Here is a 14,678-nt window from a genome sequence, read left to right on the forward strand (position 1 = left end):
GCGCCCCCTTACAGCAGCATGCTCAGCGGGTCCTCGATCAGCTTCTTGAAAGCCGCGAGGAATTCCGCACCCTGCGCGCCGTCGGCGACGCGGTGGTCCACGGTGACCGAGACGGTCATCACGGTGGCGATGGCGAGCGCGCCGTTCTTCACGACCGGACGCTGCTCACCGGCGCCGACCGCCATGATGCAGGCTTGCGGCGGGTTGATGATCGCCGCGAACTCCCGGATGCCGTACATGCCGAGGTTCGAAATCGAGAAGGTGCCGCCCTGGAACTCTTCCGGCTTCAGCTTGCCGTCACGGGCGCGCTCCGCCAGACCCTTCATCTCGTTGGAGATCTCGGCCAGCCCCTTGGTCTCCGCCTTCTTGACGATGGGCGTGATCAGGCCGGTCGGGGTGGCCACGGCGACCGAGATGTCGACGTGGTCGTAACGCAGAATGGCCTCGTCGGACCAAGCGGCGTTGATGTTCGGGAACTTCTTCAGCGTCAGCGCGGCGGCGCGGATGATGAAGTCGTTGACCGACAGCTTGTAGTCCTTGGAGCGGGCGTTCAGGTCGGCGCGGACCTTCAGCAGCGCGTCCAGCTCGCAGTCGATGGCCAGGAAGTAGTCCGGCACCGTCTGCTGCACCTCGGTCAGACGACGCGAGATCGTCTTGCGCATCGAGCTGTTCGGCTGCGCCTTGTAGCGCATGCCCAGCTTGTCCGACAGGTCCTTGGCGTCGATGCCCGCGGCCTTCGGGGCCGGAGCGGCGGCGGCCGGAGCAGCCGCCGGGGCGGCGGCGGGAGCCTGGGCGGCGGCCTGCGGAGCGGCGGCCTTGGCGGTGCCGCCGGCCTTGGCGGCCTCGACGTCGGCCTTGACGATGCGGCCGTTCGGGCCGGTGCCCTTGACGGCCTTCAGGTCGAGACCGGCCTGCTCGGCCAGACGGCGGGCCAGCGGGCTGGCGAACACGCGGCCACCGCCATGGGCGGGGGCGGGGGCGGCCTGAGGCGCCGGGGCAGCGGCGGGAGCGGACGCCGCCGGGGCCGGAGCCGCAGCGGGCGCTGCCGCCGGAGCGGGAGCCGGGGCAGCGGCCTTGTTCAGCGCGCTGTCGTCCTCGCCCTCTTCCAGCAGCACGGCGATCGGGGTGTTCACCGCGACGCCCTGCGTGCCGGCCTGCACGAGGATCTTGCCGAGACGGCCTTCGTCCGCCGCCTCGACTTCCATGGTGGCCTTGTCGGTTTCGATCTCGGCGATCACGTCGCCGGACTTCACCGCGTCGCCTTCCTTCTTCAGCCACTTGGCGAGGTTGCCCTCGGTCATCGTGGGAGAGAGGGCGGGCATGAGAATCTGGATGGTCATTCGCTCGCCCTCCTTACTTGCGGTAGCAGGCCTTCTTCGCCGCTTCCGCGATGCGGTCCGGCGAAGGAAGAACGAGCTTTTCCAGGTTCGCCGCATACGGCATCGGCACGTCGAGGCCGGTCACGCGGATCACCGGGGCGTCCAGATAGTCGAAGGCCTGCTCCATCATCAGGGCCGACAGCTCGGCGCCGATGCCGCAGGTCGGCCAGGCCTCCTCGACGGTGACGAGGCGGTTGGTCTTCTTGACGGAGTTGACGATGGTCTCGGTGTCGAGCGGACGGATCGTGCGCAGGTCGATGACCTCGGCGCTGATTCCGTCCTTCTCCAGCAGCTCCGCGGCGGCGAGCGCGTAGCTGACCATCAGCGAATGGGCGGTGATGGTCACGTCCGTGCCGGCGCGGCGGATCTTGGCGCGGCCGATCGGAACGATGAAGTCCTCGCTCTCCGGCACCTCGAAGGACTGGCCGTAGAGGATCTCGTTCTCGAGGAAGATGACCGGGTTCGGATCGCGGATGGCCGACTTCATCAGGCCCTTGAAGTCCGACGCACTGTAGGGTGCGACGACCTTCAGGCCGGGCACGCTGGCGTACCAGGGCGTGAAATCCTGGCTGTGCTGCGCGGCCACGCGGGCGGCGGCGCCGTTCGGGCCGCGGAACACGATCGGGCAGCCCATCTGGCCGCCGGACATGTACAGCGTCTTGGCCGCCGAGTTCACGATGTGGTCGATCGCCTGCATCGCGAAGTTGAACGTCATGAACTCGACGATCGGGCGCAGGCCGCGGAAGGCCGCACCGACGCCCAGGCCGGCGAAGCCGATCTCGGTGATCGGCGTGTCGATGACGCGGTCGGCGCCGAACTCCTGGAGCAGGCCCTGCGACACCTTGTAGGCGCCCTGGTACTGCGCGACCTCTTCGCCCATCAGGAAGACGGTCGGGTCGCGGCGCATCTCTTCCGCCATGGCGTCGCGCAGCGCTTCGCGGACGGTCTTCTTCACCGTCTTGTCGAAGAACTTGTCCTCGTCCGACGCCGGCGGCGCGGCAGCGGGACCCTTGGTCGGGCCGGTCGGCAGGGTGGAGTCCGGACGGGCGCCGCTGTCCTGGACCACCGGCTGGGCGGCGACCTTCGGGGTCGACTCTTCGACCGCCGGCTTGCTCTCCACCGAATCCTCGCCGTCTTCCAGGATCACGGCGATGGGGGTGTTCACGGCGACGTTCTCGGTGCCCTCGGCGACCAGGATCTTGCCGATGCGGCCTTCATCGACCGCCTCGACCTCCATGGTCGCCTTGTCGGTCTCGATCTCGGCAAGCACGTCGCCGGACTTGACCTCGTCACCTTCTTTTTTGACCCATTTCGCCAGCTTGCCCTCGGTCATTGTGGGCGACAGCGCCGGCATCAGCACTTCGATCGGCATTCCTCAACCTCCGGCGGCGCGGGTTCACCGGAAGGCGAAGCCTCCGGCCCTCGGCGCCGCTCCTGCTTATCGTTGTCGTCAGGCTTCGACCAGGACGTCCGTCCACAGCTCCGCCGGATCGGGCTCGGGGCTCTGCTGCGCGAACTCGGCAGCCTCGGTCACCACGGCCTTGACCTCGCGGTCGATCTCTTTGAGCTGGTCCTCGGTCACGTAAGCGCCTTCCAGAAGGACGCGCTTCAGGTTGTCGATCGGATCGGACTCGCTCCGCATCTTCTCGACCTCCTCCTTGGTCCGGTACTTGGCCGGGTCGGACATCGAGTGGCCGCGGTAGCGGTAGGTCTTCATCTCGAGGATGACCGGGCCGTTGCCGGCGCGGATGTACTCGACCCACTTGTCGGCGGCCTCGCGGACCTCGAGGACGTCCATGCCGTTGACCTGATGGCCGGGAATGCCGTAAGCCGCGCCGCGCTGGTGCAGCTCGCCCGCCGAGGCGCGCTCCTGCGAGGTGCCCATGGCGTACTTGTTGTTCTCGATCACGTAGAGCACCGGCAGCTTCCACAGCGCCGCCATGTTGAAGCTCTCGTAAACCTGACCCTGGTTGATGGCGCCGTCGCCGCAATAGACCGCGGACAGGCCGTCATCCTTGTTGTACTTGTGCGAGAAGGCGAGACCGGTGCCCAGCGGAACCTGCGCGCCGACGATGCCGTGGCCGCCGTAGAAGTTCTTCTCGCGGCTGAACATGTGCATCGAGCCGCCCTTGCCCTTGGAGTAGCCTCCACGGCGACCGGTCAGCTCGGCCATCACGCCCTTCGGGTCCATGCCGCAGGCCAGCATATGGCCATGGTCACGGTAGCTGGTGATGACGTCGTCGTTGTCCTTCAGCGCGGCCTGGATGCCGACCACGACGGCTTCCTGGCCGATGTAGAGGTGGCAGAAACCGCCGATGAGGCCCATGCCGTACAGCTGGCCCGCCTTCTCCTCGAAGCGGCGGATCAGCAGCATCTCACGGTAGTACTTGATCAGATCCTCGGCCGAAGCGGCCTGCTTCGACGCGGAGTCAGTCTGCGCCTTCGGACGGCGTCGTGACGCGGCCATGTTTCCTCCCCAGGGTTTATGCAGCGACGGCAAGCGAACAGCCAGGGCTGCAGCACGTTGCGAGGGTACATCCCAATTATGAGGGTGCATCCCCCTCGCACCGGAAGCGGATGCGGGGCGCACAGTACACGACAAGCGCGAGAGACGCAAATATCTGTTTTTAAACGCGAAATTCGGCGTTAACCGGCTTTCGGTTAATTCACTGATATGACCTACTTCTCAGCGCTAGCATCCCCTGCGTCCTGCGCCGGAGGGAGTGCGATTATGACGTCCCGGGGGCCGGAAAGGTTCAACATCGTGCGCGCACGCTCGTCCAGCATGTCGCGGTCCAGGTGGTCGCTGCGCATCAGTTGCGCGCGGCGGTCCATTCGCTCGCGCTCGGCCTTCACCTGATCCAGGACGGATTCCGCCGTGGCGATCTCCGCCTTCAGGTGGTTCATGGCGAGCAGCCCGCGGTCCCCCTGGACGGCGTAATAGACGAAGTAGGCGACGACGCAGGAGCCGATGGCCGGCCCGATGGCCTGGCGAAGGGCGCTTTTCGCGGCGCGTTTCAGCGAGTCGGTGAGGTTCTGGAGCATGGTCATGGCGGTATGATGGAATCATACGCGATTCCTTCGGTCAAACGGAAAAGAAGCAATCCGAAAGAATTCACCGCAGCATGCTCTTCGCGCCGCCGAGTAATAGGCGGCATATACCCTCAAAGGAAGGTGACACGGTGCGCAACCTTCGAAAGAAGGCGGGCGCCGATTCACTCTGGCGGGACCTCGCGCGGGCGGCGGTCCTCGCCAATGGCGACGTAAGTGAACACACCCTCTGTCACCTTAATCGCCTCCCCCGCGCTGCGTTGGCGGCGCACCCAGGTCTCGACGCGCACGCGGATGGAGGTGCGGCCCACCCTGGTGACATGGGCGAAGCAGCTCACCTCGTCGCCGACATAGACCGGCTTGTGGAAGGTCATCGCCTCGATCCCCACCGTCGCCACCCGCCCGCCCGCGCGGCGCAGGGCGGCGACGCCGCCGGCCAGATCCATCTGGGCCAGCAGCCAGCCGCCGAAGATGTCGCCGTTGGGGTTGGTGTCCGCCGGCATGGCGATGGTGCGCAGCGCCGGGCCGCCCTCCATGTCCGGATGGGTGACGTCCGGCTTGACCGGGGATTGATCGGTGGGGGTGCCGTCGCTCATCGTGCCTCCGCCCTCGTTCATTCTGGGGTCGAAAAAGCGCATCACAAAATATGGTGCGGAGAGTATATAGAAGCCACCGCATGCGCTTGCGCAGCCCTGACGAAATTCCTATAACTGGGCCATGAGCGATCTTTTCGAGAACACGGCGCGCAAGGCCGAGACCTATTCCGCCCAGGATATCGAGGTTCTGGAGGGGCTTGAGCCCGTCCGCCGGCGCCCCGGCATGTACATCGGCGGCACCGACGACCGGGCGCTGCACCATCTGGTGGCCGAGGTTCTGGACAACGCCATGGACGAGGCGGTGGCCGGCCACGCCAGCCGCATCGACCTGGAACTGACCATCGACGGCACGGTGGTGGTGCGCGACAACGGGCGCGGCATCCCGATCGACGACCACCCAAAGTACCCGGGCAAGTCGGCGCTGGAGGTCATCCTCACCACCCTGCATTCGGGCGGCAAATTCTCCAACAAGGTCTACCAGACTTCCGGCGGCCTGCACGGCGTCGGCCTGTCGGTGGTGAACGCCCTGTCCGACCGGCTGGCGGTCGAGGTGGCGCGCGACCGCCAGCTCTACGTGCAGCACTACAGCCGCGGCCTGCCCCAGGGACCGCTGACCCGCCAGGGCGCGGCCAATCGCCGCGGCACGACCATCCGCTTCCACGCCGACCCCGAGATCTTCGGCGAGGCCGCCCATTTCGAACCGCACCGGCTGTACCGGCTGGCGCGCTCCAAGGCCTACCTGTACCGGGGCGTCGAGATCCGCTGGAGCTGCGACCCGGTGCTGCTGGCGCCCGACAGCACCACCCCGGCGCAGGAGACGCTGCACTTCCCCGGCGGCCTGCTGGACTATCTGAACGCCGCCCTGAAGGAACGCCGGACGCTGACCCGCCTGCCCTTCTCCGGCGCGCTGGACTTCCCGAACCAGCAGGGCCGCGTGGAATGGGCCATCGCCTGGCCGGAGGATGACGAGGGCTTCTCCCACACCTACTGCAACACGGTCCCCACCCCGCAGGGCGGTACCCACGAGGCCGGCCTGCGCGCCGCGCTGACCCGCGGCCTGAAGGGCTATGGCGAGCTGACCAGCAACAAGCGCGCCGCCCAGGTCACTGCGGACGACGTGATGGGCGACGCCTGCATCCTGCTGTCGGTGTTCATCCGCGAGCCGCATTTCCAGGGCCAGACCAAGGAGAAGCTGGTGACGGCGGAAGCCCACCGGCTGGTCGAGGCAGCGATCAAGGACCATTTCGACCACTGGCTGTCCGGCGACCCCTCCTCGTCCAAGGCCCTGCTGGAACGGCTGATCGAGAAGGCGGAGGAGCGCGCCAAACGCAAGCAGTCCAAGGAGTTGGGACGCAAGTCCGCGACCCGCCGCCTGCGCCTGCCCGGCAAGCTGGCCGACTGCTCCCGCAATTCGCCGGAGGGGACCGAAATCTTTCTGGTCGAGGGCGATTCGGCGGGCGGCTCGGCCAAGCAGGCGCGCAACCGCGAGACCCAGGCCATCCTGCCGCTGCGCGGCAAGATCCTCAACGTCGCCTCGGCCTCCGCCGACAAGATGAAGGCCAACCAGGAGCTGAACGACCTCACCCAGGCGCTGGGCTGCGGGGTGGGCAAGGACTTCTCCAGCGACAAGCTGCGCTACGAGCGGGTCATCATCATGACCGACGCCGACGTGGACGGCGCGCACATCGCCTCACTCCTGATGACCTTCTTCTACCGGGAAATGGGCGGGCTGATCCAGAACGGGCATCTGTACCTAGCCCTACCGCCGCTCTACCGCATCAGCCACGGCGCCAAGTCGGTTTATGCCCGCGACGACGCCCACAAGGACCAGCTCATGAACAAGACGTTCAAGGGCAAGAAAGTGGAAATCAGCCGGTTCAAAGGCTTGGGCGAGATGATGCCGGCCCAGCTCCGCGAGACGACCATGGACCCGGCCAAGCGCACGCTGCTTCGCGTCGTCGTGCCGAACGCCGCCGACCCCGAACAGGCGGAGGACGTGAAGGCCACGAAGACGCGGGTGGAGGAGCTGATGGGCCGCCGTCCGGAACTGCGGTTCCAGTTCATCCAGGAGAACGCAAAATTCGTCCGGGTTGACGACATCGACGTGTAACCCGCGGCGCTGTACGCTCACAGGCGTGCACATCAACGCCACGGGACCCTGGACGAATGACCTCGACGCTCGCCCTGTACCAGACGGACCTGTTCCGCCCGACCTACCGCCCGTGGAAAGGGGAGCGGTGGGAACTCCTGCTCGCTCCGATGCTGATCTGCAAGGGCTACTGGAGCGAGGCGATGCTGGTCACCGACATGGCCGGGCTGATCCGCCACGACGGGCCGGCGTCGCGCACCTGGATGTCAATGACCCCGATGGAGATCGAGAGCCAGGAGATCGGCTGCCGCTTCGCAAAGGGGCACACGCTGGTCATGGGGCTCGGCATGGGCTGGGCTGCCGCCAACGCCGCCCTGCGGCCCGAGGTCACACGCGTCACCGTTGTGGAACTCGACCCCGAGGTGATCGCGGTGAACGCCACCATGGACGTGTTCGGCCAGCTTCCGCCCGAAGCCGCCGCCAAAGTGACGGTGGTCCAGGGCGACGCCGTCGCCTATGAGCCCGACGAGCCGGCGGACACCCTCATGGCCGACATCTGGCAGCCGCTCTATGGTGACGACCGGCTGGAGCAGGTCCGCCGCATGAGGGATAACACCGGTGCCACTCGGGTCTACTACTGGGGCCAGGAGATGGACATCGCCCACCGCGCCCGCCAGTTTGGCCTGCCTCTGGACAGCGCCTCGGTCGCCCGCATCGTCGAGGATATGGGCCTGCCACTGATCGGCCCGGCGGAGGTCACCAACTATCCGGACCTGATCGAGCGCTCCGCCCGAAACTGGCTGCGCACCGACTGGACACCGCCGGGATACGCCGTCGGCTGAGCCCTGGCTCTTCCGGGGGCGCGGGCTTGCCGGTACCGAAGCGGCGCCCCATGATCGTTCACTGCATGTCCACTCAGCAGCCCAGGCGAGCCATGACCTTCCTGTCCCGTGCCAGCGTTCTCGCCCTCTGCGCGATGGCGGCGGCCTGCACCAACGAACGTGTCGTGGCCGACCTGCCCGTCCCGGCCTACACGCTGAGCGAGGTGTCCTACGCGGCCTCCGACCGCGACCTGCGGGTGGTGATCCTCGGCAATCCCTTCGGCATGGACCCGCAGACCTTCGGGCCGCTGGTGACCGCCAACATGCAGAACCGCATTTCCGGCGTGCGCACCAACTTCACCACCACGCCGAACCAGACGGCGCGGCCGGACTACCGCGTCGTCCTGGCTTTCAACCCCGCCGAGACGACCCTGAACTCGTATCTGTGCAGTGGCCAGCCCCTGCGCACCAGCCCGCCCGGCGGCCCCATCGTGGTCCAGGGAGCCTTCTGCCGGGGCGGCGGCCCCCTGTCCTCGGCCACCGGCTGGCTCGACCGTCCGCAGGGGCCGAACGATCCGGATTTCCGGTCGCTCATCAGCGACATGACCTTCTCCCTTTTTCCGGCCCGCCGCGCCGACCTGGACGGCTGCGGCGGGGGTCCTGACTGCTGAGGCGGGAGAGACCGCGTTCAGGCGTAGAGAAGCCACTGCCGCAGCAGGGCGGTGACCGCCTGCGGCCGCTCCATGGCCGACAGATGGCCGCAATCCTCGATCAGGGCGAGGCGGGCGCCGGGGATGCTCCCGGCCATCTCCTCGTGCAGCGCCGGGGGCGTGACGGCGTCCTGCCGCCCGCACAGCACCAGCGTCGGGCAGGCGATGGCTCCCAGTCCGGGCCGGCTGTCCGGACGGTTCATGATGGCGGTCTGCTGGCGCGCATAGCCGTCCGGCCCGACCCGCTGGGCCTGGGCCTGAACCGATTCGACGAGGGCGGCGTCCGCGGTGCGGTCGGGATGGACGAGGCGCGGCATGCCGGCAGCCACCACCTGACGCAACCGCCCCTGCCCCACCAGACGAACGGCGTCCTGGCGTGTGGCGGTCTGCTCCGGCGTGTCCGGACGGGCGCTGGTGTCGAGCAGGGCGAGCTTCGCCACCCGCTCCGGCGCCTGACGCAGAATCTCGAAGGCGACGTAGCCCCCCATCGACAAGCCGGCGAGCGCGAATCGCTCGGGCGCCTGCGCAAGCAGCGCGGCGGCAAGGGCGGTCACCGAGTCGTGGCCGGTCAGGTCGCCGACGGTCGGCTCCGCCACATCGGCGAGATGGTCGGTCTGGTGTTCCCACAGCGCGGCGTCCAGCGGCATGCCGGGAAGCAGGATCAGAGGCATCCGGTCGCTCATCCCTCGTCCTTCCTCGTTCTGACGTTCTTTATCCGGTCAGCGGATCAGTTCCAGCACCGCCTTGAAGGCCGGAATGTCCGACCGCTCCATCCATTCGAACAGGACCATTTCCGTGCTGACGATGGTCGCCCCGGCGGCGCGCATGCGGGCGATGCCAAGTTCCGCGTTGGCGGGAACGCGCGACGATACGGCGTCCGCCACCAACACCACCTCGAACCCCAGCCCGACCAGCGACAGCGCCGTCTGCATCACGCACACATGAGCCTCCGACCCGGCCAGCACCACCTGTCGGCGGCCGAGCCGCTCCAGCCGTTCCAGGAATGCCGGCTCCCGCGCGGCGGAGAAGGTGATCTTCTCCACCACCCCGTCCGGCGGCAGCAGGGCGCGCAGGGAGGCGGCCGTCGGACCGAGGCCTCTGGGATACTGTTCAGTGGCGAAGGCCGGCACGCCGAGCAGGGCGGCGGCCTTCAGCAGGGTGGCGGCGTTGCGCTCCACCCGCGCGGACTCGGCGATGGCCGGCATCAGCTTTTCCTGGATATCGACCACCACCAGGACGGAACGTTCGGAGGACAGAAGCATCGGAGGGGTGCCTTTTTTCCTTGTCCGGTCCGGGGGGTGGAAAAGGCCAAAACCTGCCCTTTCACCCTCCCAGGCCCAGGATTTCCGCGGTTTTCGCGGCCTTTTCATAGCCTAGCCGAGCGGACGCGGAACGCCAAGCGGCCCATCCGGGCCCGCACAATGCGCGATTTCATCACAAGGTCTATTGACAGCGCCCTTTGACTTCATATTCTGCCGCACCATCTACTCGTCGGGCCGTACCGGCACGATTTTCGCACTCCAGACAGAAACAGGTTGGATGCTCTTTTCGGAACTTGGGCTTGGACCTGACGTCCTGCGGGCAATCGAGGACAAGGGTTACACCCAGCCGACGCCAATTCAGGAACAGGCCATTCCCTGGGTCCTGCAAGGCCGCGACGTGCTCGGCTGCGCGCAAACCGGCACCGGGAAGACGGCCAGCTTCACCTTGCCGATGATCAGCATCCTGGCGTCGGGCCGGGCGCGGGCGCGCATGCCCCGTTCGCTCATCCTGGAGCCGACTCGGGAGCTGGCTGCCCAGGTCGCTGAAAGCTTCGAGACCTACGGCAAGCACCATAAGCTCAGCATGGCGCTCCTGATCGGCGGCGAAACCTTCACCGAGCAGGTGAAGCGGCTGGACCGCGGGGTGGACGTGCTTATCGCGACGCCGGGCCGTCTGATCGACCTGTTCGAGCGCGGCAACATCATGCTCAACGACATCAAGGTCTTCGTCATTGACGAAGCGGACCGGATGCTCGACATGGGCTTCATCCCGGACATCGAACGGATCGTCAGCAAGCTGCCCAAGCTGCGCCAGACGCTGTTCTTCTCCGCCACCATGCCGCCGGAAATCCGCCGTCTGGCCGACGCCTTCCTATCGAACCCGAAGGAAGTGACCGTCGCCCCGCCGGCCTCCCCGTCGGAGACGGTGACCCAGGCCATGGTCCTGGTGCACGAGGAGGACAAGCGCAAGGCGCTGCGCCACCTGCTGCGTACCGAGGACGTCAAGAACGCCTTCATCTTCTGCAACCGCAAGCGCGACGTCGCCATCCTGCAGAAGTCGCTGGAGAGCCACGGCTTCAACGCCGGCGCGCTGCACGGCGACATGGTTCAGTCGAAGCGGACGGAGACGCTGGAGGCCTTCAAGAAGGGCGAGATCACGCTGCTCGTCTGTTCCGACGTGGCGGCGCGCGGCCTGGACGTGCAGGGGCTCAGCCACGTCTTCAACTTCGACGTGCCGATCAGCGCGGAAGATTATGTCCACCGCATCGGACGCACCGGCCGGGCGGGCCGTTCGGGCCGCGCCTTCACGCTGGCCAGTCCGCTGGACGGCAAGCAGGTTTCGGCTATCGGCCGTCTCATCAAGCGGGAGATTCCGTTGATCGCCATTGACGGCCTCGAGTCGGCCGAGTTCCTCAGCGAGGACGAGGCGCGTCGTGGCCGCAGCCGGGGTCGCGGCAAGGACAAGGAGCGCGGCGACCGCGCGCCGCGCGCCGAGCGCGCCGAACGTCCGGACCGCGAGGAACGGGCGCCCCGCGAGGAGCGTCAGGCCCGCGACGATCGTCAGCCGCGTGAGGACCGTCAACCGCGCGAAGAGCGGCCGAGCCGCGAGGAGCGTCCGGTGCGCGAGGAGCGCCAGCCTCGGGAGGAGCGCCAGCCGCGCGAATCGCTGGCCGCCGCCGAGAGCCGCCGCCAGGAACCGCGCCGGGATCGTGACCGCGATCGTGACCGCCGCCGCCGCCGCGACGAGGACGAGGACGACACAGCCGTGATCGGCTTCGGCGACCATATGCCGGCGTTCATGCTCCGCTCCGTGCGGCGCCCGACCCCGGTCGAGTCCACCGAGCAATCCTCGCAGGAGGGCTGAGCGCCATGCAGACCATCTTCGTCATGGTCAAGTGTGAGCTTGGCAAAGCCTATCAGGTGGCCGATCAGGCCGTTCAGGACATCGAGCAGGTGTCGGAGGTGCACTCCACCTCCGGCCAGTACGATCTGCTGATGAAGTGCTATCTGCCCCAGGATCTGGACATCGGCCGATTCGTGACCGAAAACATCCAGACCCTGACGGGGGTGCGCGACACCTTCACCCTCATCGCCTTCAAGGCCTTCGCCTAGAGGGTTGACGGTTGCGGAAACCGCCCTGAAAAGGGGCGGGCCGGGCACGAAAAAGGGGACGTCCGCCTGTCGCGGCCGGTCCCCTTTTTCATGCCTCCGCCTTACGGCAACAGGCGTTGGACAATTCGCGAGACGCCCCGCGAAACCGTTGACTTGGCCGGTTCGTTACCTCAAACGTTCGGCATGTCCCAGCTCCCGTCCCGACATGCCCGGCGCGTCCGCGCCACCAGCCCGAAGATGCACCGCCCGTTGGACCGCCGGTCGCTGGTCCTGCGATCAGGCATCGTCGCCCTGATGGCCGCCTGCGGCATTGTCCTGGCCGATCTGGCCGACGCGCAGCAGCCTCCGGCTCCGGTGCCACAGGCGAACGCCGCCCCGCCGGGCGGGCAGAATCAGGGCGAACGGCTCGAAGTCGTCGTTCCATCGCCGGGACCGTCCAACGGAAAGCCGCAGGACCCCCCAGTTCTTCTGGGAGCGGACTCGGTCACCTTCGACGAGGCCAACAGCCTTGTGACGGCGTCGGGCAACGTCGAACTGTCGCAGGGACCGCGGACGGTCCATGCCGACACGATCACCTACAACCAAAAGACCAAGGTGGTCATCGCCTCCGGCAATGTCCGTCTGGTCGAGCCGTCGGGCGACATTCTGTTCTCCAATTACGCGGAACTGACCGACGACATGCGCGACGCGTTCGTCGAGAACGTCCGTGTGCTGATGACCGACAACAGCCGCATGGCCGGCAACGAGGGCGAGCGCCGCGGCGGACGCCTGATCCGCCTGAACCGGGCCGTCTACAGCCCCTGCGACCTCTGCAAGTCCGATCCGACCCGCGCGCCGGTCTGGCAGATCCGGGCCGCCCGCGTGGTCCAGGACAACGAGGATCACGAGGTCCGCTACCGCGACGCCTTCATGGAAATGTTCGGCGTTCCGTTCTTCTACACCCCCTACCTGTCCCACCCCGATCCCACGGTGGACCGGCGCTCCGGCTTCCTGACGCCCAGCTTCCGCAACAACTCGAATCTCGGCTTCGGCGTCATCTCCCACTATTATTGGGACATCGCGCCGGATCAGGACGCGACCTTCGACGTCGGCGGCTATTCGGAACAGGGCCTGTTCCTCGGCGGCCAGTACCGCAAGCGCTTCGAGAACGGACGGCTGCAGCTCGACGCGTCGGGGACGCAGGGCGAGATTCCCAACGGCACGCTGAAGGGCGCCGACGATCGCCGCTGGCGCGGCCACGCCTTTGCCAGCGGCCTGTTCGACATCGACGAGACATGGCGCTGGGGCTTCGATCTGAAGCGGGCGAGCGACGAGCTGTATCTGCGCCGCTACTTCAACATCCGCGACGAGGTGCTGACCAGCCGGGCCTTCGTCGAAGGCTTCAACGGGCGCAACTACGCCGCGGTCAATGCCTACAGCTTCCAGGATCTGCGCTGGGGCAATCCGGTGCAGGAGCCGTACGTGCTTCCCGAGGCGCGCTACAACGCGCTGGGTGAGCCGGGCAGCCTGCTGGGCGGGCGCTGGTCCCTGGACAGCAGCCTGCTGGCGATCGCCCGGCCGGGCAGCGGCGGCCCCGACACCCAGCGGATGGCCGTGCAGCCCGGCTGGCAGCGGGACATTTACTCCAACCTGGGTTTCGTCACCACCGTCGAAGGCAGCGTCCTTCTGGCCGGCTACACCGCCCAGCGGTTCGATCCGAACGACCCGGCCGGCGGGACCGGCAACGACAGCGTTCAGCGTCTGCGCTTCTTCCCGCAGGCCACGACCACGGTCCGTTACCCCTTCGTCCGCTATGGCGAGAACAACTTCCAGACCATCGAGCCCATCGGACAGATCAGCGTGTCGCCGAAGGTGGACAATGATCCGGCCTTCCCGAACGAGGACAGCCTCGACGTCGAGTTCGACGAGGTCAACCTGCTGATGCCCAACCGCTTCACCGGCATCGACCGGCTGGACGGCGGCCTTCGCGCCACCTACGGCCTGCGCACGACGTTTCAGGGCTACAAGACCGGTTCGGCAAGCCTGTTCGTCGGCCAGAGCTTCCGCGCCGACGATACGGAGAACTTCCGTGGCGGGTCGGGCCTCGACAAGAAGTCGTCGGATTACGTCGGTCGCCTTGACCTGCGCCCGGCGGACTGGCTGGACGTGAATTACAGCTTCCGCATCGACCACGACACGCTGAAGCCGCGCCGGCATTCGGTCAACGCATCGGCCGGCGTGCCGCTGCTGCGCGTTGCCGGCACCTACACCTATGTCGACCAGACCGAGAACCCCTACGTCGTCGAGCGGAACGAGGTGGAGCAGGCGGGCGTCTCGGTGTCGTCGCAGCTTTCAGAACGTTGGTCGATCGGCCTGTCCCATTCCCAGGCCTTCCGCCCCGATGCCGGGCCGCGCTCCAGCGCGGGCGTGCTCCGCTACCAGGACGAATGCCTGATCTTCGAAACCATCGCCCAGCGCGACTACACCGTGATCCAGAACGGCGAGCAGGAAGGAAACACCATCTTCTTCCGCTTCGTGTTCAAGAATGTGGGCGAGTTCCGCACGCCGGGCATCAGCGCCGGGTTCCTTGGCCCGTCCGGAGCCAGCAACTGACCTGGAGTTGCGTCTCTCGCCAAGGTCAAGGGGTTGCATCGGGCGGCCGATCTGGGTAGCCATAGC

Annotated in this window: 13 protein-coding genes; 6 read left to right on the forward strand and 7 right to left on the reverse strand. The window is 67.1% G+C overall.

Annotated features, from left to right (window positions below):
* Positions 1–8 precede the first annotated feature (8 nt).
* The 5 genes from JJL56_RS03805 to JJL56_RS03825 all read right to left on the reverse strand — a co-directional run bounded on the left by JJL56_RS03805 (position 9) and on the right by JJL56_RS03825 (position 5,026).
* A complete protein-coding gene (locus JJL56_RS03805) occupies positions 9–1,340 on the reverse strand; it encodes a pyruvate dehydrogenase complex dihydrolipoamide acetyltransferase (RefSeq protein WP_200484221.1) in 1,332 nt (443 codons plus the stop codon).
* Positions 1,341–1,353: 13 nt separating this feature from the next.
* Positions 1,354–2,751 carry a pyruvate dehydrogenase complex E1 component subunit beta gene (locus tag JJL56_RS03810; protein WP_145623516.1) on the reverse strand — a complete coding sequence of 466 codons (1,398 nt, stop codon included), beginning with the start codon at positions 2,749–2,751 and terminating at the stop codon, positions 1,354–1,356.
* A gap of 78 nt (positions 2,752–2,829) precedes the next feature.
* On the reverse strand, positions 2,830–3,846 hold the full coding sequence (gene pdhA / locus JJL56_RS03815; RefSeq protein ID WP_186452810.1) for a pyruvate dehydrogenase (acetyl-transferring) E1 component subunit alpha: 1,017 nt from the start codon (positions 3,844–3,846) through the stop codon (positions 2,830–2,832).
* Positions 3,847–4,058: 212 nt separating this feature from the next.
* Positions 4,059–4,430, reverse strand: coding sequence for an FtsB family cell division protein (locus JJL56_RS03820; protein WP_200484222.1), 372 nt, complete (start codon positions 4,428–4,430; stop codon positions 4,059–4,061).
* 164 nt (positions 4,431–4,594) lie between these two features.
* The gene (locus tag JJL56_RS03825; protein WP_425599114.1) at positions 4,595–5,026 is read right to left on the reverse strand and encodes an acyl-CoA thioesterase; all 432 of its coding nucleotides are present in this window, start codon (positions 5,024–5,026) and stop codon (positions 4,595–4,597) included.
* Between the two features lie 121 nt (positions 5,027–5,147).
* Here JJL56_RS03825 and parE point away from each other — a divergent pair, with 121 nt between their 5' ends.
* From parE to JJL56_RS03840, 3 genes are all read left to right on the forward strand, one after another.
* Positions 5,148–7,136 carry a DNA topoisomerase IV subunit B gene (gene parE, locus JJL56_RS03830; RefSeq protein ID WP_200484223.1) on the forward strand — a complete coding sequence of 663 codons (1,989 nt, stop codon included), beginning with the start codon at positions 5,148–5,150 and terminating at the stop codon, positions 7,134–7,136.
* A 56-nt stretch (positions 7,137–7,192) separates the two neighbouring features.
* Positions 7,193–7,957 (forward strand): hypothetical protein, encoded by a 765-nt coding sequence (locus JJL56_RS03835; RefSeq protein ID WP_145623514.1) that lies wholly within the window; start codon positions 7,193–7,195, stop codon positions 7,955–7,957.
* Between the two features lie 92 nt (positions 7,958–8,049).
* The gene (locus JJL56_RS03840; protein ID WP_145623513.1) at positions 8,050–8,607 is read left to right on the forward strand and encodes a hypothetical protein; all 558 of its coding nucleotides are present in this window, start codon (positions 8,050–8,052) and stop codon (positions 8,605–8,607) included.
* A 17-nt stretch (positions 8,608–8,624) separates the two neighbouring features.
* On the opposite strand, the gene JJL56_RS03845 is transcribed toward JJL56_RS03840, so the two are convergent.
* Both JJL56_RS03845 and JJL56_RS03850 read right to left on the reverse strand, forming a co-directional pair.
* Entirely contained in the window at positions 8,625–9,329 is a 705-nt protein-coding gene (locus JJL56_RS03845; RefSeq protein ID WP_145623512.1) for an alpha/beta fold hydrolase, read from the reverse strand.
* A gap of 36 nt (positions 9,330–9,365) precedes the next feature.
* Complete coding sequence (locus JJL56_RS03850; RefSeq protein WP_200484224.1) at positions 9,366–9,908, reverse strand: hydrolase; 543 nt, start codon at positions 9,906–9,908, stop codon at positions 9,366–9,368.
* 277 nt (positions 9,909–10,185) lie between these two features.
* Between JJL56_RS03850 and JJL56_RS03855 the strand changes: the two genes are divergently transcribed.
* The 3 genes from JJL56_RS03855 (at position 10,186) to JJL56_RS03865 (ending at position 14,612) form a co-directional block, all read left to right on the forward strand.
* On the forward strand, positions 10,186–11,772 hold the full coding sequence (locus JJL56_RS03855; protein ID WP_145623510.1) for a DEAD/DEAH box helicase: 1,587 nt from the start codon (positions 10,186–10,188) through the stop codon (positions 11,770–11,772).
* Between the two features lie 5 nt (positions 11,773–11,777).
* Positions 11,778–12,020 (forward strand): Lrp/AsnC ligand binding domain-containing protein, encoded by a 243-nt coding sequence (locus JJL56_RS03860; protein WP_145623509.1) that lies wholly within the window; start codon positions 11,778–11,780, stop codon positions 12,018–12,020.
* Positions 12,021–12,203: 183 nt separating this feature from the next.
* Positions 12,204–14,612 (forward strand): LPS-assembly protein LptD, encoded by a 2,409-nt coding sequence (locus tag JJL56_RS03865; protein ID WP_145623508.1) that lies wholly within the window; start codon positions 12,204–12,206, stop codon positions 14,610–14,612.
* Positions 14,613–14,678 lie beyond the last annotated feature (66 nt).

It is taken from the genome of Azospirillum aestuarii, from assembly GCF_016632405.1.
In the GTDB taxonomy this organism is placed as follows: domain Bacteria; phylum Pseudomonadota; class Alphaproteobacteria; order Azospirillales; family Azospirillaceae; genus Azospirillum; species Azospirillum aestuarii.